Genomic DNA, 23,490 nt, shown 5'->3' with positions numbered 1-23,490 from the left:
CCAGTGTCAGGCGCAACAGGTCGCTCGCCGATCTGATGCCGCGCGGGCGCAGGAACGCCTTCGTCTCGCGAGCACTTCCTGCGATCAACTCTTCCCCGCCGAGAAGCTCAATCGTCTCGGCCCAGCCGTCATCAACAAGCGATTCGTGTGTCATCCCAGCGTAGAATCACAATCGATTCCGCGCCGCAATCCCTATCTTAGCGCCTATGCCCTTGTGGGGGAGATGCCCGGCAGGGCAGAGGGGGCGCGAAGGATCGCGGCCTGTATCGTGTTCTTCGCTGGGACGCGAAATGACAATGCGCTTGGCTCAGGCCAAAAAGCCAACCGCCGATACGCTGGCGGGACAGCGCCCCCCTCTGTCCTGCCGGACATCTCCCCCACAAGGGGGGAGATCAGCCGTCACCCCCGCTCCGGAAACATCGCCTTCAGCCCGTCGCGTGAAGCCTTCGCCACGCCGCGTTCGGTGATCAGCCCTGTCACCAGCCGCGCCGGCGTCACGTCGAAGGCCGGGTTAGCCGCCGGCGTGGCGTCCGGCGAGACGCGCACCTGCGCGACCTTGCCGTCCGCGGTCTTGCCCCAGACCAGCGAGACCTCGTCGCCGGAGCGTTCCTCGATCGGGATCTCGGCAAGTCCGTCGGCGACCGTCCAGTCGATGGTGGGCGAGGGGAGCGCGACATAGAAGGGCACGTCATTGTCGGCGGCGGCAAGCGCCTTGAGATAGGTGCCGATCTTGTTGCAGACGTCGCCATTGGCGGTGGTGCGGTCGGTGCCGACGATCACCATGTCGATGTCGCCATGCTGCATCAGGTGGCCGCCGGCATTGTCGACGATCAGCGTGTGCGGCACGCCATGGCCGGCCATCTCCCAGGCCGTCAGCTGGGCGCCCTGGTTGCGCGGCCTGGTCTCGTCAACATAGACATGGACCGGAATGCCGGCCTCGGTCGCCAGGTAGATCGGCGCGGTGGCGGTGCCGTAGTCGACCGTCGCCAGCCAGCCGGCGTTGCAGTGGGTCAGGATGTTGACGGTCTCGCCAGGCTTCTTGCGCGCCGCGATCTCCCTGATGATGGCAAGCCCGTTCTCGCCGATGGCGCGGTTGAGCCCGACATCCTCGTCGGCGATTTCCGCGGCCCGCTTGTAAGCCGCCTCGGCTCGCTGTTGCGGCGCGAGCGGCTTCAGGAAGCGGCGCATCTCGTCCAGCGCCCAGCGCAGGTTGATCGCCGTCGGCCGCGTCTTGTTGAGCGTCTCCCACACCGCGTCGAGCGCTTCGTCCGAGGCATCGTCGGTCATCTGGATGGCGACGCCATAGGCCGCGGTGACGCCGATCAGCGGCGCGCCGCGCACCCACATGTCGCGGATCGCGGTGGCGATGCCGGCGACGGTTCCGATCCTCTCGACGCGGAACTCGTGCGGCAGCCAGCGCTGGTCGATGATCTCGACCGAACGCTTGTCGTCGCTGAGCCAGATGGTGCGGTAGTGGCGTTCGCCGACGTTCAAATTCAATTCTCCTGTTCGATCAGCGCGGCCAGGGTGTTGACCTCGTCGATGCTGTGGATCTGGCGCCGGTTGACGGCGATGTGCCGGCCGAAGCGCAGCGCCTTGGCCTCACATCTGGCGCGCAGGTCGGCATCGGCAATGGTCTCGAAATCGGCATTGTGGGCGAGGCCGAGGATGCGCCGGTGCACCTCGATGCCGGCGAAGCCAAGCAGGTCAGTCCAGATGCCGGAGAGGATGTGGTCGAGCGCCTGCTCGGCGCCCAGCTTGTCGCCTTGGTCCTCGAACAGGCTCTTCTGGTAGAGCATGCCGGTGCGCTCGGTCCGCCACAGATGCGAGAACTCGGCGCGAAAGACGGCCCAGGTTTCGGCCGTGACCTTGAGCAGGTAGGCACGCATCGAGTCCCGGCTGCCCTCCTCCTCATGGCCGCGTTGCGAGAAGTAGGCCATCCAGAAATTGGCGAGCAGCATGCCGACATCGAAGGCGATCGGGCCGTAGAAGGCGAATTCCGGATCGATCATCCGGGTCTCGCTGTCGGTGACCATGATCGAGCCCGAATGCAGGTCGCCATGCAGCAGCGTCTCGGCATTGGCGGCGAAGAGATGCTTCAGCCGCTGCGCCTCGACCTTGAGGTCACGGTCGGCGCGCAACTCGGCCGCCAGGCCGTCGAGCTGCGGGCTGGTGTGCCGGTTCATCTGGGCGTCGAAATAGGGATCTGAAAACACCAGGTTCTCGGTGATGTCGCAGAGCTCGACATTGTCGGCGAACAGCGCGAGATCGGCCTTGCGCTCTCTGGTCACCATAGACAGGTCGGAGCCGCGGAACAGCGTCCGGGCCATGAACAGGCCGATGTCGCGCGCGATCTTCGGCAGCTCGCGGCCGTCGATCAGCGCGCGCCGCAGGATGATGTGCGGCGGCGCCAGATACTCCATGACGATGAGCGCCTGGGTCTCGTCGAAATGGTAGATCGCCGGCACCGAGCCGGGCGCTCGGCGCTCCTGCCTGGTCAGCGCATGATATTCGAAGAAGGAACGCTTCAAGGGCAGCGGCCAGCTGTCGCCGACCAGCCGCACATAGGGCAGCGCCTGCTTGACCACCGCGGCCCCGTGATCACCCTCGACGATGAAGACGAGGTTCAAATTGCCGTCGCCGACCTCGCGTACTTTCCACTGGCTGGCGTCCTTGCCGATGCGCTCTGTCAGCGCCTCGTTGGCGCCAAGGCGCTTCGGCAGCGTTTCCACCGACAATGCTTCGAACGTCTCGGTCATCCTCTCCCCTCCTGCGCGTGGTCTCCGACGATAGCGGAGCCACGGCGGCGAGGCCAAGCTAGGGAGCGCTCTAGCAATTGTCAATCGTGTTGACAATTGCCGAGTGAGCCCATAGCGTCATGGATCAGGGAGGAACGAATGGGCGCAGATGCCGTGTTCCGTGTGGAAGGCCTGAGGAAATCCTTTGGCCAGAACGAGGTGCTTGGCGGCATCTCGGTCGACTTGTTTGCCGGCGAGGTGACCGTGCTGATGGGCGCCAACGGTGCTGGCAAGTCCACCCTGGTCAAGATCGTCAGCGGGGTCTATTCGCGCGGCAGCGGATCCATGCGGCTTGCCGGCCAGGCCTTCGACCCGCAGACACCCGCCGAAGCCATCCGCGCCGGGGTCGTCACCGTGCACCAGAACATCAATGACGGCGTGGTGGCCGATCTCGACGTCGCCACCAACCTAACGCTGGACCGGCTGAGCGGCAAGGGCGCATCGCTGCTGTTCAAGCCTGCCAATGTCCGCGCCGAAGCCAGGACCGTCGCCGATCGCATGGGGCTTATCATCGACCTCAGGGCGCGTGTCGCCGACCTCTCGCTCGCCGACCGGCAGATGGTGGCGATCGCGCGGGCCATGGCGCACCGGCCGAAGGTGCTGATCCTCGACGAGCCGACCTCATCGCTGTCGAGCGCCGAGGCCGACCGACTGTTTTCGCTGATCGACCGGCTGCGCGGGCAGGGCGTCGCCATCCTCTACATCTCGCACCGCATGTCGGACATCAGGCGGCTCGCCGACCGCATCGTCTCGATGCGCGACGGCGTCATCTCCGGCACCTTCGACCGGAAGCCGCTCGACTATGAGGGCGCCGTCAACGCCATGCTCGGCCGCAGGATCCAGCTCGACCGGGTCGTCGCCAGAAACTCGGCGCGCGTGGTCTTCATCGCCGAAGGCCTGCAGCTGGCGCATGGCGCCAAGCCGATCTCGATGGCGCTCGGCGCCGGCGAGGTGGTGGCGATCACAGGCCTCGTCGGCGTCGGCAAGACGGCGCTGGCCGAGACGCTGTTCGGCGTGCGCAGGCCGCTGGCCGGCACCATGCATATGGACGGCAAACCTTATGCGCCGGGATCGGCGCGCGAGGCGATCGCCGCCGGCGTCTTCCTCGTTGCCAAGGACCGCGCGCTGAGCGGCATCGTCGGCGGCTTCAACATCGAGCGCAACATCAGCCTGCCTTTCCTCAAGCGCATGTCCGGCTTCGGCGTCATGAAGAAGCGCGCGGAACGCGCTGCCGCGCGCCGCCAGATCGACGAGCTCGGCATCGTCTGCCGCTCCGAGAAGGACGAGCTGTACGCGCTCTCGGGCGGCAACCAGCAGAAGGTGATGGTGGCGCGCTGGATGTCGCAGGCCTCGCGCCTGTTCATCCTCGACGAGCCGTTCCAGGGCGTCGACATCTCGGCCAGGCGCGACATCGCGGCCAAGCTGAGGGGGAGCGCCGACGGCCGCGCCACACTCGTCTTCGTCACCGAGATCGACGAGGCGCTGGAGACCGCCGACCGCATCCTGGTGATGTCGGAGCAGGCGATCGTCGGCGAGCACCGGAACGATGGCATCGATCTCGATCGGCTGCTGGCGCAAGTGGCCGGCGGGCCGCTGCATGGCACGGTGTGAGATCGTACCGATGAAGAGACTTGGAGTGCAGGCATGAGTTCCAGTTTGACGGAGAGGGCGACAGCGCGGGAGCGTTCGATGACATTGCGTGACCATGCCATCCGCTATGGCTTCATCGTCCTTCTGGTCGGGCTGATCGCCTATTTCGCGGTCGCTGCCGACGGTTTCGCCTCGCCGCAAAGTGCCGTCTTCATCTTCCAGTCGGTAGCGATCACCGGCGTGCTCGCGCTCGGCGTCACCGCGACGCTCGTCGTCGGCGGTTTTGATCTCTCGATCGGCTCGGTCGCCACCAGCGCCATGATGGCGGCATCCTATGCCATGGTGGTGCTGGAGCAGAACGCCTTCGTCGCCGTCATCGCCTGCCTGGCGATCGGCGTGGTCGTCGGCCTGATCAACGGCTGGCTGATCGTCTACATGCGCGTGCCGGATCTTCTGGCGACGCTCGGCATGATGTTCCTGCTGCTCGGCCTGCAGCGCATTCCGACCGAGGGCCGCTCGATCGCCACCGGCATGACCATGCCCGACGGCTCGGTCGCCAACGGCAAGTTCTCAGAGGCCTTCCTGGCACTGGGCCGCCACCGCATCGACTTCTTCATCCCGAGCCTGATCCCGGTCTCGGTGGTGGTGCTGGTCGTGCTTGCGGTGCTGATCTGGTTCTTCCTCGAATACACCCGCTTCGGGCGCATGATGTATGCGGTCGGCAGCAACGAGCGCGCCGCCGAACTCGCCGGCGCGCCTGTCAAGGCATACAAGATCTGGGCCTATGTCATTTCGGGAGTATTTGCCTCGATCGGCGGGATTTTGCTCGCCGCCCGGCTTGGACGCGGCGACATCGCCTCGGGTAATAATCTCTTGCTCGACGCGGTAGCTGCGGCACTCATCGGTTACGCGGTGCTCGGCGCCGCCAAGCCCAACGCCTTCGGCACCGCCGTCGGCGCGGTGTTCGTCGGCGTCCTGTTGCAAGGCCTGACGATGATGAACGCCCCTTACTACACGCAGGATTTCGTCAAGGGCGCGGTGCTCGTCGTCGCCCTTGTCTTCACCTTCGCCCTTTCCGGCAGGGGCAAGAGATAGTTTCGACCGGGGCACTGATGAGAACACAACGGAGGAAAAAGTGAGCATCACAAGAAGACTTCTGGGGAAGGCCGCACTCGGCCTTGCGGGCGCGGCGCTGCTGATACAGGGCACGGCATTGGCGGCGGACCGCCCGGCGCCGTTCGACAAGCCGGGCGTCAAGATCGCGCTGGTTCGGTACCTTTCGACCGGCGACTTCTTTCAGGCCTATCTCTCCGGCGTCGAGGCGCAGGCCAAGGCGCTCGGCGTCGACCTGCGTGTGTTGGACAGCCGCCAGGACGCAGCACTCCAGGCCGATATGGTCGACCAGGCGATCGCGCTCGGCGTGCAGGGCATCATCATCCAGCACGGCCTGACGGAATCGATGAAGGACGCCGCCCAGCGCGCGGTCGATGCCGGCATCAAGGTCGTCGCCTTCGACGTCAATGTCGAGAACCCGAAGATCCCGCAGATCGAGCAGTCCGACCGCGACCTCGCAAAGCTCGCGCTCGAGCAGGCGGTCAAGGACAATGGCGAGGCCTGGAAGGCCGGCTATGTCTATGTCGCCGGTATCGCGCCGCTCGACCGCCGCAACGAGACCTGGGTCGACGTGAAGAAGAAATATTCGGGCATCAGCGAGGTCGCCATGTTCGGCACGCTCGACAACCCGATCGCCAATTCCGTCGCCAACCAGGCGCGCTCGGTGCTGCAGGCGCATCCCGACATCAAGGTGATGTTCGCGCCTTATGACGAATTCGCGAAGGGCGTGAAGATCGCCGTCGACGAGGCCGGGCTGAACAAGGGCATCAAGATCTACTCGGCCGATATCTCGACCTCGGACATCGCCGCGATGCGCGAGCCGGACAGCGCCTGGGCCGCCACCGCCGCCACCAACCCGGCCGTCGTCGGCCAGGTCTCCGTGCGCGCGCTGGCGCAGCTGCTTGCCGGCGAGGATCCCGGCCACAACGTCATCGTGCCGCCGACGCTGATCACCCAGAAAGAGCTCGTCGACAAGGACATCAAGAACATGGAGGACCTGTCGGCCAAGCTGCCGCAGTTCGCCCATGCCGATGTCGCGATGCCGGCCTGGATGCCGAACCCGAACGCCAAGTAAGCTCGGGCGTCATGGCCAAGGAAAAGAGCGGCTCTCGGGCCGCTCTTTTTTGTTGCGCCTTTCAGACCGATCGCGCCGCTCGCGCCAGCCCGTGCGCCACCAGCCGGTCGATGACCTCCGGATAGCTGACGCCGCTCGCCGCCATCGCCTTGGCGTACATGCTGATGTCGGTGAAGCCGGGGATGGTGTTGAGCTCGTTGATGAGGAACGTCATATCCGGCATCAGGAAGAAGTCGACACGCGCCATTCCGTCGCAACCGATGGCTCTGAAGGCCCTTGCGGCCGTGGCGCGCATGCCCTGCTCGACCTCCGGCGGCAGCTCGGCCGGAACGATCAATGCTGCGCCGTTTTCGTCGATGTACTTGGCATTGTAGTCGTAGAAGCCGTGACTTTCCGCGGGCACGATCTCGCCCGGTCGCGAGACGAAGAGTTCGCCCGCGGGATCCTCCAGCACGCTGTATTCGATCTCTCGGCCACGAACGAACTCCTCCGCCAGCAGCTTGCGGTCGTGCCGGAAGGCCTCCGCAAGCGCCCGATCGTATTCCTGGCTGGCGTTGACCTTTGCGACGCCGACCGACGATCCTTGCCGCGCCGGCTTGATGAACAGCGGCAGGCCAAGCTGATCTTCCAGAACGGCGAGGGAAGGCGCCGCGCCCTCGTCGATCGTCACCGAGCGCGCGATCGGCAGCCCCGCCGCCTTCAGCAGCCGCTTGGCGATGTCCTTGTCCAGCGCCGTGGCGGAACCCAGGATGCCGCAGCCGGCAAGCGGCACTTGAGCCACCTCGGCCAGCCCCTGCACAGCGCCGTCCTCGCCATGCAGGCCGTGCAGGACGGGAAACAGGATGTCGATGGCCGGCAGTTCGTGTGGCGGTCGATCGGCCGGGACTGCGAGCATCTGGCCATGTCCGCCCGGCACCAGGCAGATCTCCATGCCGGCTGAAGGTGTCGCCAATGCGCCGTCCTGGAAGCTGCTCAGCAGCCATTGCCCCTGGCGGGTGACGAAGATGGGGATGGTATCGTATTTCTTGGGGTCGAGCGCGCGCATGACATTGGTCGCCGAAAGCAGCGAAACCTCATGCTCGGCGGAACGTCCGCCGAAGAGCACACCGATACGCAGTCGTTTCGTGGCCATCGACATCTCCACCGAAGATCAGGGTTGGAAACCGACCGCGACGCCGCGCCGGGCAAAAAAGCGGTCGAAGCTGGCCAGCGGCAGCGTGACGTTCGCCTGGCTCTGCCGGTCGTGGCCGGACGGGTTGTGGAAGCGGATTTCGCCTGGTGAGGCCGCCGTCACCAGCATCAGGTGCCCGCCCTTCGACGGCGGCTCGCGCCCGGGCCAGCGGATCCCGGGATGCACCGAGGCGATGAAGTAGCGCCACCTTGAAAAAAGCCCGGGCACCATCGCCATATCGACATTCGTCATCGTCTCGGCGGGGAGGCCGAAATGGTCGCGGACGAATCTGACGAAGGGCTCGTAGATCAGCCCCTTGATCGAACCGTCCACTTCATTGATGACATAGCCGCCATAGGCCGTGCAGGCGCGGGCGAGCTCGAGCGTCGGATGGATTTCACCGCGCGCGGCAAGGATCATCTTCAGGCAGGCCATGCCGCAGACATTGACCGCCCAGCGCGCATAGTCCTCGACGGTCTCGGCGCCGGAGTTGCGCCACAACGGATCGCGATGCAGGGCCGATGGTCCCTCCGCCAGCAGCGGCAGGGTCATGCCGGGCGATTCCCACTGGCTGAAATAAGGCACTTCCCTGGATTGCATACCGGCTCCAGCCCAACATCTCGAATTGGAGGGCAAGGCACCCCCTTAAAGCTGTTCGAGCAATAAGCGAAGGATTTGAGCGGATTTTGACCAGCTGGAGCAGTTTTCCAGCAGAAGTGGGGAAACGAGCGGTTCGTCGTTTTCGTCAAACGATGAACCGCTCCGGGATGGCCTTGCGTCGTCAGCGCAGCGCCGCGGCGATGTTGCCGCCGTCCACAGTCGTCACATCGGCGGTGGTGCGCTCAGCCAGCGCCTGGTGCAGGAAAGCCTGCGCCACATCGTCGGCCGTCACTTCCTGTCCAAGCAGATTGCCGGACATGTATTCCTTCTCCGACACGCCGCGCGCGCCGGAGCGGCTGGCGATCATGGCGTCGGTCAGAAGGCCAGAGCGGATGCGGTCGGCGTTGACCGCGTTGGAGCGGATGCCGTGCGCGCCGTAATCCAGCGCATATTGCCTGGACAAGAACAGCGTCGCCGCCTTCGGGATGCCATAGGCGCCGAACTTCGGTCCCGGGTTGATCGCCTGCTTGGACGTGTTGAACAGGAGCACGCCCCCGGTGCCCTGTTCCAGCATGATGCGCACGGCATTCTGCGCCGCCGACTGGTGGGCGAAGAAGTTGAGCTCGAAGCTCCTGCGCAGCAGCGCGTCGTCGATCTCGCCGATGCGGCCTTCCCAGGCCGCGCCCGCATTGGAGACCAGGATGTCGAGGCCGCCATAGACCGCGACCGCCCGGTCGAATGCGGCGCGCAGTTCGACGGGATTGGTGATGTCGGCGCCGACGCCGATCGAGCCGTTTCCGGCCTTCTTCGCCGCTTCGGCGGCCTTGGCCGGATCGAGATCGACGATGACCGCATGCGCGCCGTTGGCGGCGAACAGTTTTGCCGTCGCCGCACCGATCGCGCCGGCGCCGCCGGTGACGAGCACCACCTGGCCGGTCAGCGGCTTCGGCTTGTTGGAGGCGAGCTTGGCCTGTTCCAGCGACCAGTATTCGAGCGGGAAGAGGTCCGCCTTGGAAAGCGGCTGGAAGTTGCCGATGGCTTCGGCGCCGCGCACCGCCTCGATCCACATCTCGCCGACGTCGGAAGCGATCTTGGCGTCCTTCAGCGTCCGGCCATGGCCGAACATGCCCAGCCCTGGAACCAGCGTCAGCCGCGGCATCGGGTCGAGCATGGTGCGCTTGACGTCGTCCAGCGCGTCATTGGTCTCGAAATAGGCGCGGTAGTCTTTCGCGAAGGCCTCGACATGGCCGCGGATGACCGCCTTGTAGTCGCCGAGCTTGTCGGCGTCCGGCGCCGGCACCGCCATCGGCCCGGTCTTGATGCGGATCGACAGGTCCGGCGTCGACACGCCGCGCCCGGCGTAATCGGCGATCGTTGCCGAATTGATGAAATCGATGATGGCGTCCGAGGTGCGGAAGTCGCTGATCATGCGGTCGAAGCGGCCTTCGCCGCGCGCCACGGCCACCGCGCCGCGCAGCGTCGGCGCGATGTCGCTGGGCTTCGCCAGCTTGGCTGGCAGCGCCGCCTTGGCCGTTTGTGGCTTGCCGTTCTTGGCCACAAAATCCTCGGCGACGGTCACATAGTGGATCATCCGGTCATAGGCCTGCCTGGCATCGTCGCCGAAGGTGAAGATGCCGTGCTTGTCGAGGATCAGGCCCTCGACGCCTCGGTCGGCGTCGAAAACCTCCGCCGCGACCTTGGCGAGATCGAAGCCCGGCTTGATGTAGGGCACGTAACCCATCTTGTCGCTGAACACCTTTGCCACCAGCGCCTTGCTGTCTTCCTGGTCGACGATGGCAAGGATGGCGGTCGAATGGGTGTGGTCGACGAACTTGTGCGGCAGGAAGGCGTGCAGCAGCGTTTCGACCGACGGATTGGGGGAGGCGGGGTCGATGAGGTTGGAGCGCTGCAGCGCCACCATGTCCTCGTCGGAGAGACTTTCCAGCCCGCGAGCCTTGAGCAGCGCGCCCATCTTCACCGCCGGCAGGCCTTGCGGCTCGATGACCGCCATGTCCCAGCCGCTGCCCTTGACGCAGAGCACATCCCATTCGTCGCCGACGAGATCGGTGGCCCTGGTCTTGCAGGAGGTGTTGCCGCCGCCATGCAGCACCAGCCGCGGCTCGCCGCCGAGCAGACGGGTCGTGTAGACGCGCAGCGCAAGGTCGCGGCCGACGCCCTTCTTCGCATAGTCGGCAACTATCTTTTCCGCGTCGGCGTCATTCCAAAGGTTCTTCATCTCGCTCCGTCCGATACTCGTCTTTTTGCTCATGAACAGAAAGCCGCGACGTCTTGATGACAGAAGCGGCGGGGGTGGTTTTTCTACGAAGCCTTTTTGCTCGCCGCGCCGGCGTATTCGAGAAGACGCGCGGCCATATGCGCGCCGACCACCAGATGCGTGCACAGCCCGCCGGCGATCGCCGCCAGCAGCGGCTCGAACTTGCTGTCCTCCTGCACCACCATAAGCCGCTTCTCAATGGCGCGCAGCGAGGCGAGCTCGGCGGAGATGACCCGTCGGTTGTAGTCGCAGTCGAGCACCTCGCCATCGGCGTCGATGACCTGCCCGGCGATGACGCCGGCTGCACCTTGTCCGCGCAGCGCCGACATTTCGGCCGGCGACAGCGCGCCGCATTTCACCAGATGGCTGTCGGCATCGACGGCGCCGACCGAATAGAGCGCCAGATCGCAATCGCTGATGCCGGCAAGCTGGTCGCGGATCACCGGCTCCGTACGCAGGCCCTGCGCCAGTTCCTCGGTCGAAAGCACCAGCGGCGCGTAGAAATTGAGGCCCTTGGCGTTCAGCCGCCGGGCGATCTCCATCGTGCATTGGTCGGGCCGGTAGGAATAGGGCGCGCCGAGATTGCCGCAGAGCTGCACCACGGTGACGTCCTGAAGATCGGCATAGGACATGATGTCGGCGATGGTGTAGACGGTTCGGCCCCAGGCGACGCCGATGCGGTCGCCCTTCTTCACGAGCTCTAGGAAGACGCTCGCCGCCAGCACCGCGATGTCGGTCGAGGGGTCGGCGACATAAGCGTTTTCCGGCGCGATCCAGACGGCGTCGAGCTTGAAGGCATCCTCCAGCCGGCGCGCCATGACGTCGTCGGTGAAAAGCTGCGTCGAGGTCGAGATGTTGACGATGCCGGTCTCACGAGCCTTGCGCAGATACATGGCGACCGACGCGCGCGAGATATTCAGCTGGTTGGCCACCTCGTCCTGGCGCAGGCCATGCGCATAGTAAAGCCAGGCGGCCTTGTGGATGAGCTGTTCTGCCGGTCTGATCGCCATGCCGCCTCCTCGGCTGACATTAGTCACGGCTCTCGACAAAAGTCAAATCTGAGCGGCTGGGTGTAATCGCCTTCCGGCGCGGTCTGTTCGGAACTGCCATTCTACCGGGGGCTCATATGATAGCATTTCCCGGTCGTTCAGGGGGATGGCATGATCGCCGCCCAGTGGGTAGAAAGCTCGAAAAGACTTTTGGGGAGGATGGGATGGTCAATCCCTATGAACAGGATCTCGACAGGAACGCCGCCAACCACCAGCCGCTGACGCCGCTGACCTATCTGGAGCGCGCCGCCAAGACCTATCCCGACCACATCGCCATCATCCATGGCAGCCAACGCATCACCTATCGCGATTTCTGGCGCCGCTCGCTGAAGCTTGCCTCGGCGCTTTCGAAACGCGGCATCGGCAAGGGCGACACGGTGACGGTGATGCTATCCAACACGCCGCCGATGCTCGAAGCCCATTTTGGCGTGCCGATGACCAAGGCCGTGCTGCATTCGCTCAACACCCGTCTCGACGCCGCCGTCATCGCCTTCCAGCTCGACCATGCCGACACCAAGGTGCTGATCGTCGACCGCGAATTCTCCGGCGTCGTCAGGGAGGCGCTGGCATTGGCCAAGGCCAAGCCATTGGTTATCGACTATGACGATCCCGACTATGCCGCCGACGCGCCCTATCCGAAAGGCGAGCGGATCGGCACGCTCGACTATGAGGATTTCGTCGCCGGCGGCGACGTGGCCTTCGCCTGGTCGATGCCGGATGACGAGTGGAACGCCATCTCGCTCAACTATACCTCCGGCACCACAGGCAATCCGAAGGGCGTCGTCTACCATCATCGCGGCGCGGCGCTGATGGCCTACACCAACACCATCCATGCCGGCATGGCCAAGCACGCGGTCTATCTTTGGACGCTGCCGATGTTCCACTGCAACGGCTGGTGCTTCCCCTGGACCTTAGCCGTGCAGGCCGGTACCCATGTCTGCCTGCGCTGGGTGCGGGCAAAGCCGATGTATGACGCCATCGCCGATCATGGCGTCACCCATCTCTGCGGCGCGCCGATCGTCATGTCGGTGCTGATCAACGCTAAGGACGAGGACAAGCGCCAGTTCCCGCAGACCGTGACCTTCAACACGGCAGCCGCGCCGCCGCCGGAGGCGGTGCTTTCCGGCATGGCCGATGCCGGCTTCGCCGTCACCCATCTCTACGGCCTCACCGAGACCTATGGGCCGGCCGTCGTCAACGAATGGCACAATGAGTGGGATGCCCTGGAGAAAGGCCCGAGGACGGCGAAGAAGGCGCGCCAGGGCGTGCGCTATGCGGCGCTCGAGGGGCTGACGGTGATGAACCCCGAGACGATGGCGGAAACGCCGGCCGACGGCGAGACCATCGGCGAGGTCATGTTCCGCGGCAACATCGTCATGAAGGGCTATCTGAAGAACCGCAAGGCGACCGACGAGGCCTTCGCCGGCGGCTGGTTCCACTCCGGCGATCTCGGCGTCATGCATCCGGATGGTTACATCCAGCTCAAGGACCGCTCCAAGGACATCATCATCTCGGGCGGCGAGAACATTTCGTCGATCGAGGTCGAGGACGCGCTCTACAAGCACCCTTCCGTCGCCTCCTGCGGCGTCGTCGCCCGTGCCGACGGCAAATGGGGCGAGGTGCCGGTCGCCTATGTCGAGCTGAAGCCCGGCAAGAGCGCGACCGAGGCCGAGATCATCGAGCACTGCCGCTCACTGCTCGCCCGCTTCAAGGTGCCGAAGGCGGTGGTGTTCGCCGAAATTCCGAAGACCTCGACGGGGAAAATCCAGAAGTTCCGGCTGCGGGAGATGGCGAAGGGCGTCTGAGTTCGTCATCCTAGGGTGGAGCAGTCGCGGAGCGACGTCGCGGAAACCCTGGGATCCATGCCGTGACCTTGCGGCCGTGCTCCGGCGGTCGAGAATAGCCCTGCACGAATGGCGGCGCTGGCAAGCTAACTGCTTGATCCGACTTTATTCTTTGGCCGACGTCACGGCATGGATCCTAGGGTCTGCGCTGCGTCGCTTCGCTCCTTGCTTCGCCCTAGGATGACGAACTCATTCGTCGGTTTTCACGCTTCCTCGCTGTCACCATTTGTCACCAATTATACGCGTACGTCGATTCCGCGTTGACTCTTCGCTGTTTTCGATTTACGACTGACGAAAATTGAAATTCGTCACTCGTCAAACGAAAGCACCAATGTCAGAAGCCGCCAACATCGTGGCCGACCCCGCCAGACAGGAGAATGTGACGCGCATTCTCGACTGCGCCGAGCGCCTGTTCCGGCATTACGGCTACGGCAAGACTAACGTCGCGGACATCGCCCGCGAGCTCGGCATGTCGCCGGCCAATATCTACCGCTTCTTCGCTTCCAAGGTTGAGATCCACCAAGCCGTCTGCGGCCGTATGCTCGGCGCCAGCTACGCGATGGCCTACGAGATCATGCGCCTGCCGATCAGCGCCGAGGAGCGGCTGCGCCGTTACGTTCACGCCCAGTACAAGATGACGCTGGAGGTCATGCTCGACGACCAGAAGGTGCACGAGATGGTCATCGTCGCGCTCGAGCGCGACTGGGGCGTCATCGACAAGCATGTCGACCGCATCCACGACCTGTTCGCCGAGGTGATCCGCCAGGGTATCGAAGCGGGTGAGTTCAGGAAGCAGGATCCGGTCATCGCCTCGCGCTGCTTCGGCGCCTCCACCGTCATCCTCTGCCATCCGCAGATGGTCGCGCAGTGCCTTGCCAAGACCAACAGGGCGATGCCCGACGATCTCATCGATTACGCAATCAGAGCCTTGAAATAGCCGCCGCCCGCCGGGTGCCGGTCGACGTTCATCTCCAGTTCGGGAGTGCTAAGGTGTTTTTGTCCAATTCCATCCTCCGCGGGTTGCCAGCCGCCGGTCTCCCAGTCGTAGGCCTCTTTGTGGCGGCGCTCGGCCTTGCCGGCTGCAGCCAGGAGAAGGCGGCGGTCGTCGAGGAAGCCGCCCGTCCGGTGAAGGTCGTCGAGATCGGCGAGGCGCAGACAACCCGCCAGCTCGACTATTCCGGCTCGGTGCGCGCCCGCACCGATATGAATCTCGGCTTCCGCATCGCCGGCAAGGTCACCGAGCGTCTTGTCGATATCGGCCAGCATGTGAACGAGGGCGACGTCCTCGCCCGCGTCGACCCGTCCGACTACGAGCTGTCGGTGAAGAGCGCCGAGGCGAGCCTCGACGCCGCCGAACGCCAGGTCGAGACGGTCGATCTCGCCAGGAAGCGCGCCGAGCAGCTCTATGCCAAGAACTTCGCGCCGAAGTCGCAGCTCGACCAGGCGGCGCTGAGCTACGACCAGGCGGTGGCGACGCGCGATGCCGCCCGTTCGACGCTCGCCCAGGCGCAGAACCAGGTCCACTACACCGATCTCAAGGCCAGCAAGGCTGGCATCGTCACCGCCATCTCGGCCGATATCGGCCAGGTGGTCGGCGCCGGCACGCCGGTGATGACGGTTGCCGTCGACGGCGAGAAGGAAGTGCTGATCGCGGTGCCCGAAATGGATATCGCCGGCTTCCGCCCGGGCAAGGAGGTCAAAGCGAGCTTCTGGTCCGACGACGCGCTGACCCTCGACGGCAAGGTCCGCGAGGTTGCCGGCAGCGCCGACCCGCAGTCGCGCACCTTTGCGGTCCGGGTGTCGTTGCCCAACGATCCGCGCGTGCTGCTCGGCATGACCGCCAACGTCGAGGCGACCGTCGGCAGCAAGGCGCAACTGGTTTCGATCCCGCTGACCGCCTTGACCGAGAAGGACGGCAAGCACATCGTCTGGACCGTCGACCGCGCCTCCGACACCGTGCATCCGCGCCCGATCAAGGTGGCGAACTTCACCGCCGACGGTGTCGCCGTTGCCGATGGCTTGAAGCAGGGTGACGTGGTGGTTGCCGCCGGCACGCAATTCATGACCGAGAACCTGAAGGTCAAGCTTTCCGGCGACATCGCCCAGCAATCCGCTTCGGCGGAGGACAACGTCGCCACCACCAGCAGCCTGCACTGATGCTTAAGACTTGAAGTCAGGCGAAAAAACGCCTTTCCCGCCCTCGCTGGCGCGAGCCGCGAGCCGGGGAGGGCATGGGTTCCGGGCGGCGAACGCCCCCGATCGACGAGACGCCGGCTGCTGGTATCCCCCGCACCGCGGCCGCGTCCAGCGCGATTGCGAGTCTCTCCGCTTGAGGTGCTCGCCGCCCGGAAGCCACCCGAGCAATTCATGAGTAATGGCAAGCGTGCCTTGCCGGCCAATTGGACTGGACTTGCGCCATGACCACGGACAGCAGCACTGAAAAGCGACCTTTCAACCTCTCGCGCTGGGCGATCGGACATCCGAGCATCGCGCGCTTCCTGTTCGGCCTCATCATCCTGGCCGGCGCGCTCGGCCTGATGCGCATGGGCCAGAAGGAAGACCCCGACTTCACCTTCCGCGTCATGGTGGTGCAGGCGGTCTGGCCGGGCGCCTCGATCCAGGACATGGAGGACCAGGTCGTCAACAAGATCGAGCGCAAGCTGCAGGAAACGCCGCATCTCGATTTCGTCCGTTCCTACACGCGCGCCGGCAGCGCCATCATCACCCTGCAGGTCAAGGGCGACACCAACCCTGAACAGGTCAAGGACGCCTTCTACCAGGTGCGCAAGAAGGTCGGCGACATTGCCAATGAGTTGCCGCAGGGCCTGCTCGGGCCGTATTTCAACGACGAGTTCGGTGACACCTTCATTACGCTGCATTCGATCAGCGGCGACGGCTTCACCTATCCGGAGCTCAAGAAGTTCGCCATCCAGGCACGCGACATGCTGTTGACGACGCCGGGAGTCGAGAAGGCCGTCATCATCGGCGACCAGCCGGAGAAGATCTATATCGACGTCTCGTCCAAGGCGCTCGCCGAGCGCGGCCTGACCATCGTCGACCTGCAGAACGCCGTGAAAGGGCAGAACGCCGTCGATCCGGCCGGCTCGGTGGACACCGGCCTGCGCTCGGTCCGCATCTCGGTCGAGGGCGACGTCACCAGAGCCGCCGACATCCGCGAGCTGAGGCTGCGCGCCGGCAACCAGGTGACGCGCCTCGGCGACATCGCCACCGTCACCTCGGGTCTCGAGGATCCCTATCAGCGCAAGTACCGCTTCAATGGCCGCGAGAGCGTCCAGGTCGGCGTCGTCATGGCCAAGGGCTTCAACGTCAGGGACGTCGGCAAGGATGTCGAGGCGACCTACCAGCGCTTCGAGGAAGGCCTGCCTTACGGCGTCGCGGTCGATCAGATCTCCGACCAGCCCGAGGTCGTCAAGGACGCCGTCAACGAGTTCATGGAGGCGCTCGGCGAAGCGCTGCTCATCGTGCTCGTCGTCTCGTTCCTGTCGATCGGCTGGCGCTCCGGCCTGGTGATCGCGATCGCCATCCCGCTGGTCTTGGCCGCCACCTTCGCGATCATGTACGAGATCGGCATCGACCTGCAGCGCATCTCGCTCGGCGCTCTGATCATCGCGCTCGGTCTTTTGGTCGACGACGCCATGATCGTCGTCGAGATGATGGAGCGAAAGCTGGAGGAGGGGCTGGTCAAGATCGAGGCGGCGAGCTTCGCCTATTCCTCGACCGCCTTCCCGATGCTCACCGGCACGCTGATCACCACCGCCGGCTTCATCCCGGTGGGCTTCGCAGCCTCCACCGCCGGCGAATATGTGCGCACGCTGTTCTACGTCGTCGGCATCGCGCTCGTCGTGTCGTGGTTCGTCGCGGTCTATTTCACGCCCTGGCTCGGCTACATGATCCTGAAGCAGCGCAAGCACGCGGGCACCCATCACGATGTCTTCGACACGCGCTTCTACCGGCGGCTGCGCTCGACGGTCACTTGGGCCGTGCGCCATCGCATCATCGTGCTGGTGATGACGCTGGTCACTTTCGGCACCAGCCTGTGGGCCTTCCAGTTCATTCCGCAGAACTTCTTCCCGCAGTCCTCGCGTCCGGAAATCCTGGTCGATCTCTGGCTGCCCGAGGGCACCTCGATCAAGGAGGTCGAGACGCAGGCCAAGGCGCTGGAAGCCAAGATGATGGACGACCAGGACAAGCGCTTCATCGCCACCTATATCGGCGAGGGCGCGCCGCGCTTCTTCCTGCCGCTCGACCAGCAGCTCAGGAATCCGAACTTCGCCCAGCTCCTGGTGATGGCCAAGGACGAGCCGACGCGCGAGCGGCTGATCGTCAAGCTGCGTTCGATCCTGGCCAAGGACTTCCCCTCGATCCGCGCCAAGGTCGATCGTCTCTTCCTCGGCCCGCCGACCGGCTGGCCGGTGCAGATGCGCATCATGGGTCCGGATCGCCAGGAGGTGCGCCGCATCGCCGACGAGGTGAAGGCGAGGTTCCAGGCCAACCCGCTGCTTGGCGCCGTTCATGACGACTGGCTGGAGCAGGTGCCGGCGATGAAGCTGGTCATCGATCAGGATCGCGCCCGGGCGCTCGGCGTCACCTCGCAGCGCATCCGCCAGATGCTGCAGGCGACCATGTCCGGCGCGCCGCTCGACGATTTCCGCGACGGCGAGGAGACGGTCTCGATCGTTGCCCGCGAGCCGGAAGCGACACGTCATCTGCTCTCCTCTGTCGACTCGGTCTACATCCCGACCGACTTCGGCGGCTCTGTCCCGTTGTCGCAGGTGGCCAAGGTCGTGCCCGTCATGGAACAAGGCATCGAATGGCGGCGTGACCGCCTGCCGACCATCTCGGTGCGCGGCACGCTGCCGGACGGCGTGCAATCGAACGATGTCGTCACCAAGATGTACAACGACATGAAGGACCTGCGTGCCGGCCTTGCTCCCGGCTACAAGATCGAGATCCAGGGCGGTGCGGAAGACTCGGCCGAAAGCCAGGCCTCGATCGCGGCCAAGGCGCCGATCATGCTGGCCATCATCGTCATATTGCTGATGGTCCAGCTGCAGCACTTCGGCAAGTCGATGCTGGTGCTGGCCACCGGTCCGCTGGGCATCATCGGCGCCGCGGCGGCGCTGCTGATCAGCGGCGCGCCGTTCGGCTTCGTCGCCATCCTCGGCGTCATCGCGCTGCTCGGCATCATAATGCGCAACTCGATCATCCTCGTCGACCAGATCGACCAGGATATCGCGGCGGGCATGGAGCGATCGGAAGCGATTGTCGGCGCTGCGGTGCGCCGCTTCCGGCCGATCATGCTGACGGCGCTGACCGCGGTGCTGGCGCTGATCCCGATCTCGCGCGCCGTCTTCTGGGGTCCGCTGGCCTACGCCATGATGGGCGGCATCCTGGTCGCCACCGTGCTCACCATCCTGGTGCTGCCGGCGGGCTATGCCTTGTTCTTCGGCCGCGAGCCGAAGAAAGCCAAGACCGACGCGCAGGCGCCGGAGCCGGAACAGATCGAAGGCATCGAAAGGCCGCAGCTGGCGCTGGCCGCGGAATAAAAGGTGGCAACCTCGCATCATCCGCCATCGGCGAAAGCTGGTGGCGGATGATATGTATCAGGGTGACGGCGTGCGGAAATCAGCCGTCACCCGAGGTCCTCGGGATGCGCGATGGAAGGGAGGCTGGCGCCGCCTGCGCCTCAAGGCATTGTCGGCTGACTCACGACATGATCAGGCCGCCGTCGACATTGATGGTCTGTCCGGTGATGTAGGCCGCGTCGTCGCTGGCGAGGAAGCTGACGAGGCCCGAAACGTCCTCGCCGCTGCCGGCTCGGCCCATCGGGATGTTCTTTACCCATTCAGCCATCAGCTCGCCCGGCTTGTAGTCGCCGAGCAGCTTGCCCCAGGCGGTGTCGTTATAGGCCCACATGTCGGTGTCGATGATGCCGGGGCATATGGCGTTGACGGTGATCTTCTCCTTGGCCACTTCCTTGGCGAGGCTCTGGGTGATGCCGACGACGCCGAACTTCGAGGCCGCGTAATGCGGCGTGTAGATGAAACCCTGCCGCGCCTGGCCCGACGCGGTGTTGATCAGCCGGCCGCCTTCACCATGCCTGCGCATGCGCAGGATCGCTTCCTGGCAGCACAGGAACACGCCCTTGGTGTTCACCGCCATCACCTTGTCCCACTCGGCTTCCGTCATCGCTTCGATCCTGGCGATGGTGATGACGCCGGCGTTCTGAATGGAAATGTCGACGCGGCCGAAATCCTTTTCGGCGAGATCGTAAAGGGCTGCGACCTCGTCCTTCTTCGTCACGTCCATGCGCATCGAGGCGACCTTCGCACCCGCGGCCTTCAGGTCGGCGGCGACCTCGTCGACGCGCGGATCGATGGCGCTGACCACGACCGCCGCACCCTCCGTCGCGAAGCGTTTTGCCATGGCGGCGCCGATGCCGCCGCTGGCGCCCGTGACGACCGCTGTCTTTCCCTCAAAACGCTTCTGCATCTTCTCTCCCTACCAGCAGACGAAGCCGCCATCGACGATGAGGTCGACGCCGGTGACGAAACTCGCGGCGCGGCTCGCCAGGAACACGGTCGGCCCGACCATTTCTTCCGGCGTCGCCATGCGGCCCATCGGCGTGTCGCGCTTGAAGATTTTTATCTGCTCGGCCACCTCCGGCCGCTTGTTCATCGGCGTCAGCGTATAGCCCGGGCTGACGACGTTGACGCGCAGGCCGCGATCGGCCCACTCCATGGCGAGGCTCTTCGACATATGGATCACCGCCGCCTTCGACGAATTGTAGTGCGCCTGCGTCAGGCCGCGGTTGACGATCGAGCCGGACATCGAGGCGATGTTGATGATCGAGCCCTTGCGGCGCGGCAGCATGACGCGCGCCTCGGCCTGGCAGGACAAAAACACGCCGCCGACATTGACGTCGTAGAGCTTCTGCCATTTCTCCAGCGGTAGCGTCTCGGCGGGTTCGGCGCCGGCGATGCCGGCATTGTTGACGGCGATCGTCAGCGCGCCGAGCTCCTTTTCCGTGCGCTCGATCGCGAGATCGCTCTCCGACGTCACCGTGCCGGTCAGCACCAGCGCCTTGCGGCCGAGCGCCTTGATCTTGCCGGCCGTCTCGTCCAGCCCGCCTTTCGAGCTGTGGCCGAAGCAGGCGACGTCGGCCCCGGCTTCCGCCAGCCCGATGGCGATCGACTGGCCGATGCCGCTGCCGGCGCCGGTCACCAAGGCTACGTCGCCGTGAAGATCGAACAGTTTCATCTTTTTCCCTCTCCTCAGATGAAGGGGCGCCAGTCCTGCTGGCGCCCCGCGCGGTCCGGTGCCTGGGAGGGTATCACCTGCTGCGCTTTGTTCCCATCCGCCGTGTCTCAGCTCGTGGCGAGTTCCATGACGGCGATATTGCTTGCCTCGTCGCGGTCGAGGATGCCGCGCTGGCGACCGCGGCTCAGCACCAGCACGCGGTGCGAAAGCCCCAGCACTTCCTCCAGATCCGAGCTCACCACCACCACCGCCATGCCAGAGCGGGCAAGGTCGGCGATCACGTCGTAGATCGCCGCGCGCGCGCCGACATCGATGCCGCGCGTCGGCTCGTCGAGGATGAACACCTTGGGCGGCCGCGACACCCATTTGGCGATGATCACCTTCTGCTGGTTGCCGCCCGACAGCTTGCCCACGGCCTGATTCGGCCGTCCCTTGACGCCGAGCCGACTGATCCCGGCCTCGGCAAATCTCTGCACCGCTCTGGGAAACACCCAACCCTTCGGCGCGACATGGTCGAAATTGCCGATCGCGAGGTTCTCGCCGATCGTCTGTTCCAGCACCACACCCTGTTCCTTGCGGTCTTCCGGCACCAGCACGACGCCGGCCCTGATTGCCGCCGCCGGGCCGCTGAGGCGGACTGCCTGGCCGGCGACGCGCACCGCGCCGGACGAGATCGGATCGGCGCCGGCGATCGCCCGCACCAGCTCGGTGCGGCCGGCGCCGATCAGCCCGGCGATGCCGAGGATCTCGCCCGATTTCACCGAGAAGGAAACGTTGTTGAAGCTGCGCTCCGGCGAGGACAGGTTCTCGACCTCGAGCACCGTTTCCACGCCCGGCGCCGACAGCCTCGGGAACATGCGCTCGACGCTGCGGCCGACCATCTGCTCGACCACGGTGCGCACCGGGATATCGGCGCGCTCGTGCCGGGCGACGATGCGGCCGTCGCGCATCACCACCACGCGATCGGCGATCTGCGCGATCTCGTCGAGGCGGTGGCTGATATAGATGAAGGACATGCCTTCGGCCTTGAGCTTGCGGATCTGCTGGAAGAGCAGCTCCGTCTCCTCGCCGCCAAGCGCCGCTGTCGGCTCGTCGAGGATCAAAAGCTCGGCGTTCAGTGTCAGCGCCTTGGCGATCTCGACCTGCTGCTGGGCCGCGACGCGCAGCGTGCGCACCTTGCGTTCCGGCGAGACGTCGAGGCCGAGGCGCTTCAACTGCGCCGAGGCTTTCGCGTTCATGGTTGCGCGGTCAATGCGGCCGCCGCGCATCGGCAGGCGCCCGACATAGACGTTCTCCGCCACCGACAGGTCCGGCAGCAGCTTCAATTCCTGATGGATCATGCCGACCCCGGCCTCGATGGCCGCGGCGGGGTTGGCGGGGGAGTAGGGCTTCCCCCGCCAGATGATGGTACCGGCGTCGGGCTTGGTCGAGCCGGCGATGATGTTCGAGACGGTCGACTTGCCAGCGCCGTTTTCGCCGAGCAGCGCCACGACCTCGCCCGGCCGCACCTCGAAGCTCGCATCGGCCAGGACCTGCACAGGTCCGTAGCTCTTGCTCAGCCCGTTGACGAAGAGCCCGTTATGCGGGCTCCCGCCGGTGTGAGGATCAGGGGACATCGTGGCGCTCTTCAGGTCTCGGCTGGCTTGCCCTCAGGGGTGCTTCTCGATGAACTGCGCGACATTGTCCTTGGTGGTCAGCGTCGCGTCCTGCAACTGATCGGCGGGCAGCTTGTCGCCGGCCACCAGCTTGACCGCCGAGTCGACGGCGAGCCGGCCCATGCCCTGCGTCTGCTGCGTCGCTGTCACGTCGAACACGCCGTCCTTCAGCGCCTTCAGCGCGGCCACGTCGCCATCGAAGCCGGCGATCCAGATCTTGTGGTCGGGATTGGCGACCTTGACCGCCTGCGCGGCGCCCAGCGCCAGGGCGTCGGCCTGGCCGAAGATGATCGAGACGTTCGGGTGGGCCTGCAGCAGGTCCTGCGCCAGCTTGAAGCCCTCGTCCTGGTGCCACTGGTCGCTCCACAGCTCGCCGACCACCTTGATGTCCGGATAAGCCTTCAGCGCTTCGCCGCAGCCCTTGGAGCGGTCGACTTCCGGTGTCGTGCCCTTCTGGCCATGGATGATCACCATCTCGCCCTTGCCGCCGGCCTGCTTGGCGATGTAGTCGCACACGCCCTTGGCCGAATTGACGCTGTCGGTGGCGATGAAGGTGTCGCCGGGCGCGCCGTCGGCGTTGCGGTCGACATTGACCACCGGGATGCTGGCAGCCTTGGCGGTCTTGGTCGGAACGGTCGCGGCGGTGGCGCCGGCCGGGATGTAGATCAGCGCGTCGATGTTCTGGGTGACGAGGTCCTGCACCTGGCTGACCTGCGTTGCCGAGTCGCCCTTGGCGTCGACGGTGATGACCTCGATGCCCTTCTCCTTGGCATAGGCTTCCACCGACTGCTTGATCTGGTTGAAGAAGTCCGCCTGCAGGTTGGCGACGGCAAGCCCGAGCTTCTTGGCGTCCTTGGCCGAAGCGGCGTCGGACAGGCCGAGTAGCGGGACGATGGCTGCGGCCGCAAGCAGCAGTGAACGTTTGGTGAGCATGTTTTTCCTCCGTTGGTGTTCAATCCCGTCCAGCCTGCGCATCGCGGCGCCCCCGGCCGGACAGTCCAGTCTCGGATCGACCGATCCGTTTCGCCCGCACATCCGG

The 23,490-nt window shown here is 65.2% G+C and carries 17 protein-coding genes; 7 read left to right on the top strand and 10 right to left on the bottom strand.

Annotated features, from left to right (window positions below):
- Window positions 1-399: 399 nt before the first annotated feature.
- Both mtnA and mtnK read right to left on the bottom strand, forming a co-directional pair.
- Window positions 400-1,494: an S-methyl-5-thioribose-1-phosphate isomerase gene (gene mtnA / locus EN874_RS18995; RefSeq protein WP_127426461.1), complete on the bottom strand. Its 1,095-nt coding sequence runs from the start codon at window positions 1,492-1,494 to the stop codon at window positions 400-402.
- Between the two features lie 2 nt (window positions 1,495-1,496).
- Complete coding sequence (mtnK, locus tag EN874_RS18990) at window positions 1,497-2,759, bottom strand: S-methyl-5-thioribose kinase (RefSeq protein ID WP_127426460.1); 1,263 nt, start codon at window positions 2,757-2,759, stop codon at window positions 1,497-1,499.
- Window positions 2,760-2,897: 138 nt separating this feature from the next.
- Between mtnK and EN874_RS18985 the strand changes: the two genes are divergently transcribed.
- From EN874_RS18985 to EN874_RS18975, 3 genes are all read left to right on the top strand, one after another.
- A complete protein-coding gene (locus tag EN874_RS18985; RefSeq protein WP_127426459.1) occupies window positions 2,898-4,409 on the top strand; it encodes a sugar ABC transporter ATP-binding protein in 1,512 nt (503 codons plus the stop codon).
- A gap of 78 nt (window positions 4,410-4,487) precedes the next feature.
- Window positions 4,488-5,483: an ABC transporter permease gene (locus EN874_RS18980; protein ID WP_127426458.1), complete on the top strand. Its 996-nt coding sequence runs from the start codon at window positions 4,488-4,490 to the stop codon at window positions 5,481-5,483.
- Window positions 5,484-5,523: 40 nt separating this feature from the next.
- Window positions 5,524-6,576 carry a substrate-binding domain-containing protein gene (locus tag EN874_RS18975; protein WP_127426457.1) on the top strand — a complete coding sequence of 351 codons (1,053 nt, stop codon included), beginning with the start codon at window positions 5,524-5,526 and terminating at the stop codon, window positions 6,574-6,576.
- A gap of 61 nt (window positions 6,577-6,637) precedes the next feature.
- Here the strand turns inward: EN874_RS18975 and EN874_RS18970 are convergent, their stop codons facing one another.
- From EN874_RS18970 to EN874_RS18955, 4 genes are all read right to left on the bottom strand, one after another.
- Window positions 6,638-7,714: a D-alanine--D-alanine ligase family protein gene (locus EN874_RS18970; RefSeq protein WP_127426456.1), complete on the bottom strand. Its 1,077-nt coding sequence runs from the start codon at window positions 7,712-7,714 to the stop codon at window positions 6,638-6,640.
- 12 nt (window positions 7,715-7,726) lie between these two features.
- Window positions 7,727-8,347: a hypothetical protein gene (locus EN874_RS18965; RefSeq protein ID WP_127426455.1), complete on the bottom strand. Its 621-nt coding sequence runs from the start codon at window positions 8,345-8,347 to the stop codon at window positions 7,727-7,729.
- Window positions 8,348-8,528: 181 nt separating this feature from the next.
- Entirely contained in the window at window positions 8,529-10,583 is a 2,055-nt protein-coding gene (locus EN874_RS18960) for a bifunctional aldolase/short-chain dehydrogenase (protein ID WP_127426454.1), read from the bottom strand.
- An 83-nt stretch (window positions 10,584-10,666) separates the two neighbouring features.
- Window positions 10,667-11,632, bottom strand: coding sequence for a sugar-binding transcriptional regulator (locus tag EN874_RS18955; protein WP_127426453.1), 966 nt, complete (start codon window positions 11,630-11,632; stop codon window positions 10,667-10,669).
- A gap of 203 nt (window positions 11,633-11,835) precedes the next feature.
- Here EN874_RS18955 and EN874_RS18950 point away from each other — a divergent pair, with 203 nt between their 5' ends.
- From EN874_RS18950 to EN874_RS18935, 4 genes are all read left to right on the top strand, one after another.
- Window positions 11,836-13,476: an acyl-CoA synthetase gene (locus EN874_RS18950; RefSeq protein ID WP_127426452.1), complete on the top strand. Its 1,641-nt coding sequence runs from the start codon at window positions 11,836-11,838 to the stop codon at window positions 13,474-13,476.
- A 370-nt stretch (window positions 13,477-13,846) separates the two neighbouring features.
- Window positions 13,847-14,452 (top strand): TetR family transcriptional regulator, encoded by a 606-nt coding sequence (locus EN874_RS18945; protein WP_127426451.1) that lies wholly within the window; start codon window positions 13,847-13,849, stop codon window positions 14,450-14,452.
- Between the two features lie 53 nt (window positions 14,453-14,505).
- Window positions 14,506-15,672: an efflux RND transporter periplasmic adaptor subunit gene (locus EN874_RS18940; protein WP_127426450.1), complete on the top strand. Its 1,167-nt coding sequence runs from the start codon at window positions 14,506-14,508 to the stop codon at window positions 15,670-15,672.
- Window positions 15,673-15,932: 260 nt separating this feature from the next.
- Window positions 15,933-19,082 carry an efflux RND transporter permease subunit gene (locus EN874_RS18935; protein WP_127426449.1) on the top strand — a complete coding sequence of 1,050 codons (3,150 nt, stop codon included), beginning with the start codon at window positions 15,933-15,935 and terminating at the stop codon, window positions 19,080-19,082.
- A 160-nt stretch (window positions 19,083-19,242) separates the two neighbouring features.
- Here the strand turns inward: EN874_RS18935 and EN874_RS18930 are convergent, their stop codons facing one another.
- The 4 genes from EN874_RS18930 to EN874_RS18915 all read right to left on the bottom strand — a co-directional run bounded on the left by EN874_RS18930 (window position 19,243) and on the right by EN874_RS18915 (window position 23,384).
- Entirely contained in the window at window positions 19,243-20,028 is a 786-nt protein-coding gene (locus EN874_RS18930; RefSeq protein WP_127426448.1) for a glucose 1-dehydrogenase, read from the bottom strand.
- Between the two features lie 9 nt (window positions 20,029-20,037).
- Entirely contained in the window at window positions 20,038-20,796 is a 759-nt protein-coding gene (locus EN874_RS18925; RefSeq protein WP_127426447.1) for an SDR family oxidoreductase, read from the bottom strand.
- A 107-nt stretch (window positions 20,797-20,903) separates the two neighbouring features.
- Entirely contained in the window at window positions 20,904-22,412 is a 1,509-nt protein-coding gene (locus EN874_RS18920) for a sugar ABC transporter ATP-binding protein (protein WP_127426446.1), read from the bottom strand.
- A gap of 33 nt (window positions 22,413-22,445) precedes the next feature.
- On the bottom strand, window positions 22,446-23,384 hold the full coding sequence (locus EN874_RS18915; protein ID WP_126085351.1) for a sugar ABC transporter substrate-binding protein: 939 nt from the start codon (window positions 23,382-23,384) through the stop codon (window positions 22,446-22,448).
- Between the last annotated feature and the right edge of the window lie 106 nt (window positions 23,385-23,490).

This window comes from Mesorhizobium sp. M1D.F.Ca.ET.231.01.1.1 (genome assembly GCF_003999155.2).
Taxonomy (GTDB): Bacteria; Pseudomonadota; Alphaproteobacteria; order Rhizobiales; family Rhizobiaceae; genus Mesorhizobium.
The sequence above is the reverse complement of the archived record's forward strand: the minus strand, read 5'-3'. Positions and strand labels throughout refer to the sequence as shown.

Bases quoted from the DNA above. Each gene is read 5' to 3' on its own strand.
- mtnK (WP_127426460.1), bottom strand. From the start codon at position 2,759: ATGACCGAGACGTTCGAAGCATTGTCGGTGGAAACGCTGCCGAAGCGC.
- EN874_RS18985 (WP_127426459.1), top strand. From the start codon at position 2,898: ATGGGCGCAGATGCCGTGTTCCGTGTGGAAGGCCTGAGGAAATCCTTT.
- EN874_RS18980 (WP_127426458.1), top strand. From the start codon at position 4,488: ATGACATTGCGTGACCATGCCATCCGCTATGGCTTCATCGTCCTTCTG.
- EN874_RS18970 (WP_127426456.1), bottom strand. From the start codon at position 7,714: ATGTCGATGGCCACGAAACGACTGCGTATCGGTGTGCTCTTCGGCGGA.
- EN874_RS18965 (WP_127426455.1), bottom strand. From the start codon at position 8,347: ATGCAATCCAGGGAAGTGCCTTATTTCAGCCAGTGGGAATCGCCCGGC.
- EN874_RS18960 (WP_127426454.1), bottom strand. From the start codon at position 10,583: ATGAAGAACCTTTGGAATGACGCCGACGCGGAAAAGATAGTTGCCGAC.
- EN874_RS18955 (WP_127426453.1), bottom strand. From the start codon at position 11,632: ATGGCGATCAGACCGGCAGAACAGCTCATCCACAAGGCCGCCTGGCTT.
- EN874_RS18950 (WP_127426452.1), top strand. From the start codon at position 11,836: ATGGTCAATCCCTATGAACAGGATCTCGACAGGAACGCCGCCAACCAC.
- EN874_RS18945 (WP_127426451.1), top strand. From the start codon at position 13,847: ATGTCAGAAGCCGCCAACATCGTGGCCGACCCCGCCAGACAGGAGAAT.
- EN874_RS18935 (WP_127426449.1), top strand. From the start codon at position 15,933: ATGACCACGGACAGCAGCACTGAAAAGCGACCTTTCAACCTCTCGCGC.
- EN874_RS18930 (WP_127426448.1), bottom strand. From the start codon at position 20,028: ATGCAGAAGCGTTTTGAGGGAAAGACAGCGGTCGTCACGGGCGCCAGC.
- EN874_RS18925 (WP_127426447.1), bottom strand. From the start codon at position 20,796: ATGAAACTGTTCGATCTTCACGGCGACGTAGCCTTGGTGACCGGCGCC.
- EN874_RS18920 (WP_127426446.1), bottom strand. From the start codon at position 22,412: ATGTCCCCTGATCCTCACACCGGCGGGAGCCCGCATAACGGGCTCTTC.
- EN874_RS18915 (WP_126085351.1), bottom strand. From the start codon at position 23,384: ATGCTCACCAAACGTTCACTGCTGCTTGCGGCCGCAGCCATCGTCCCG.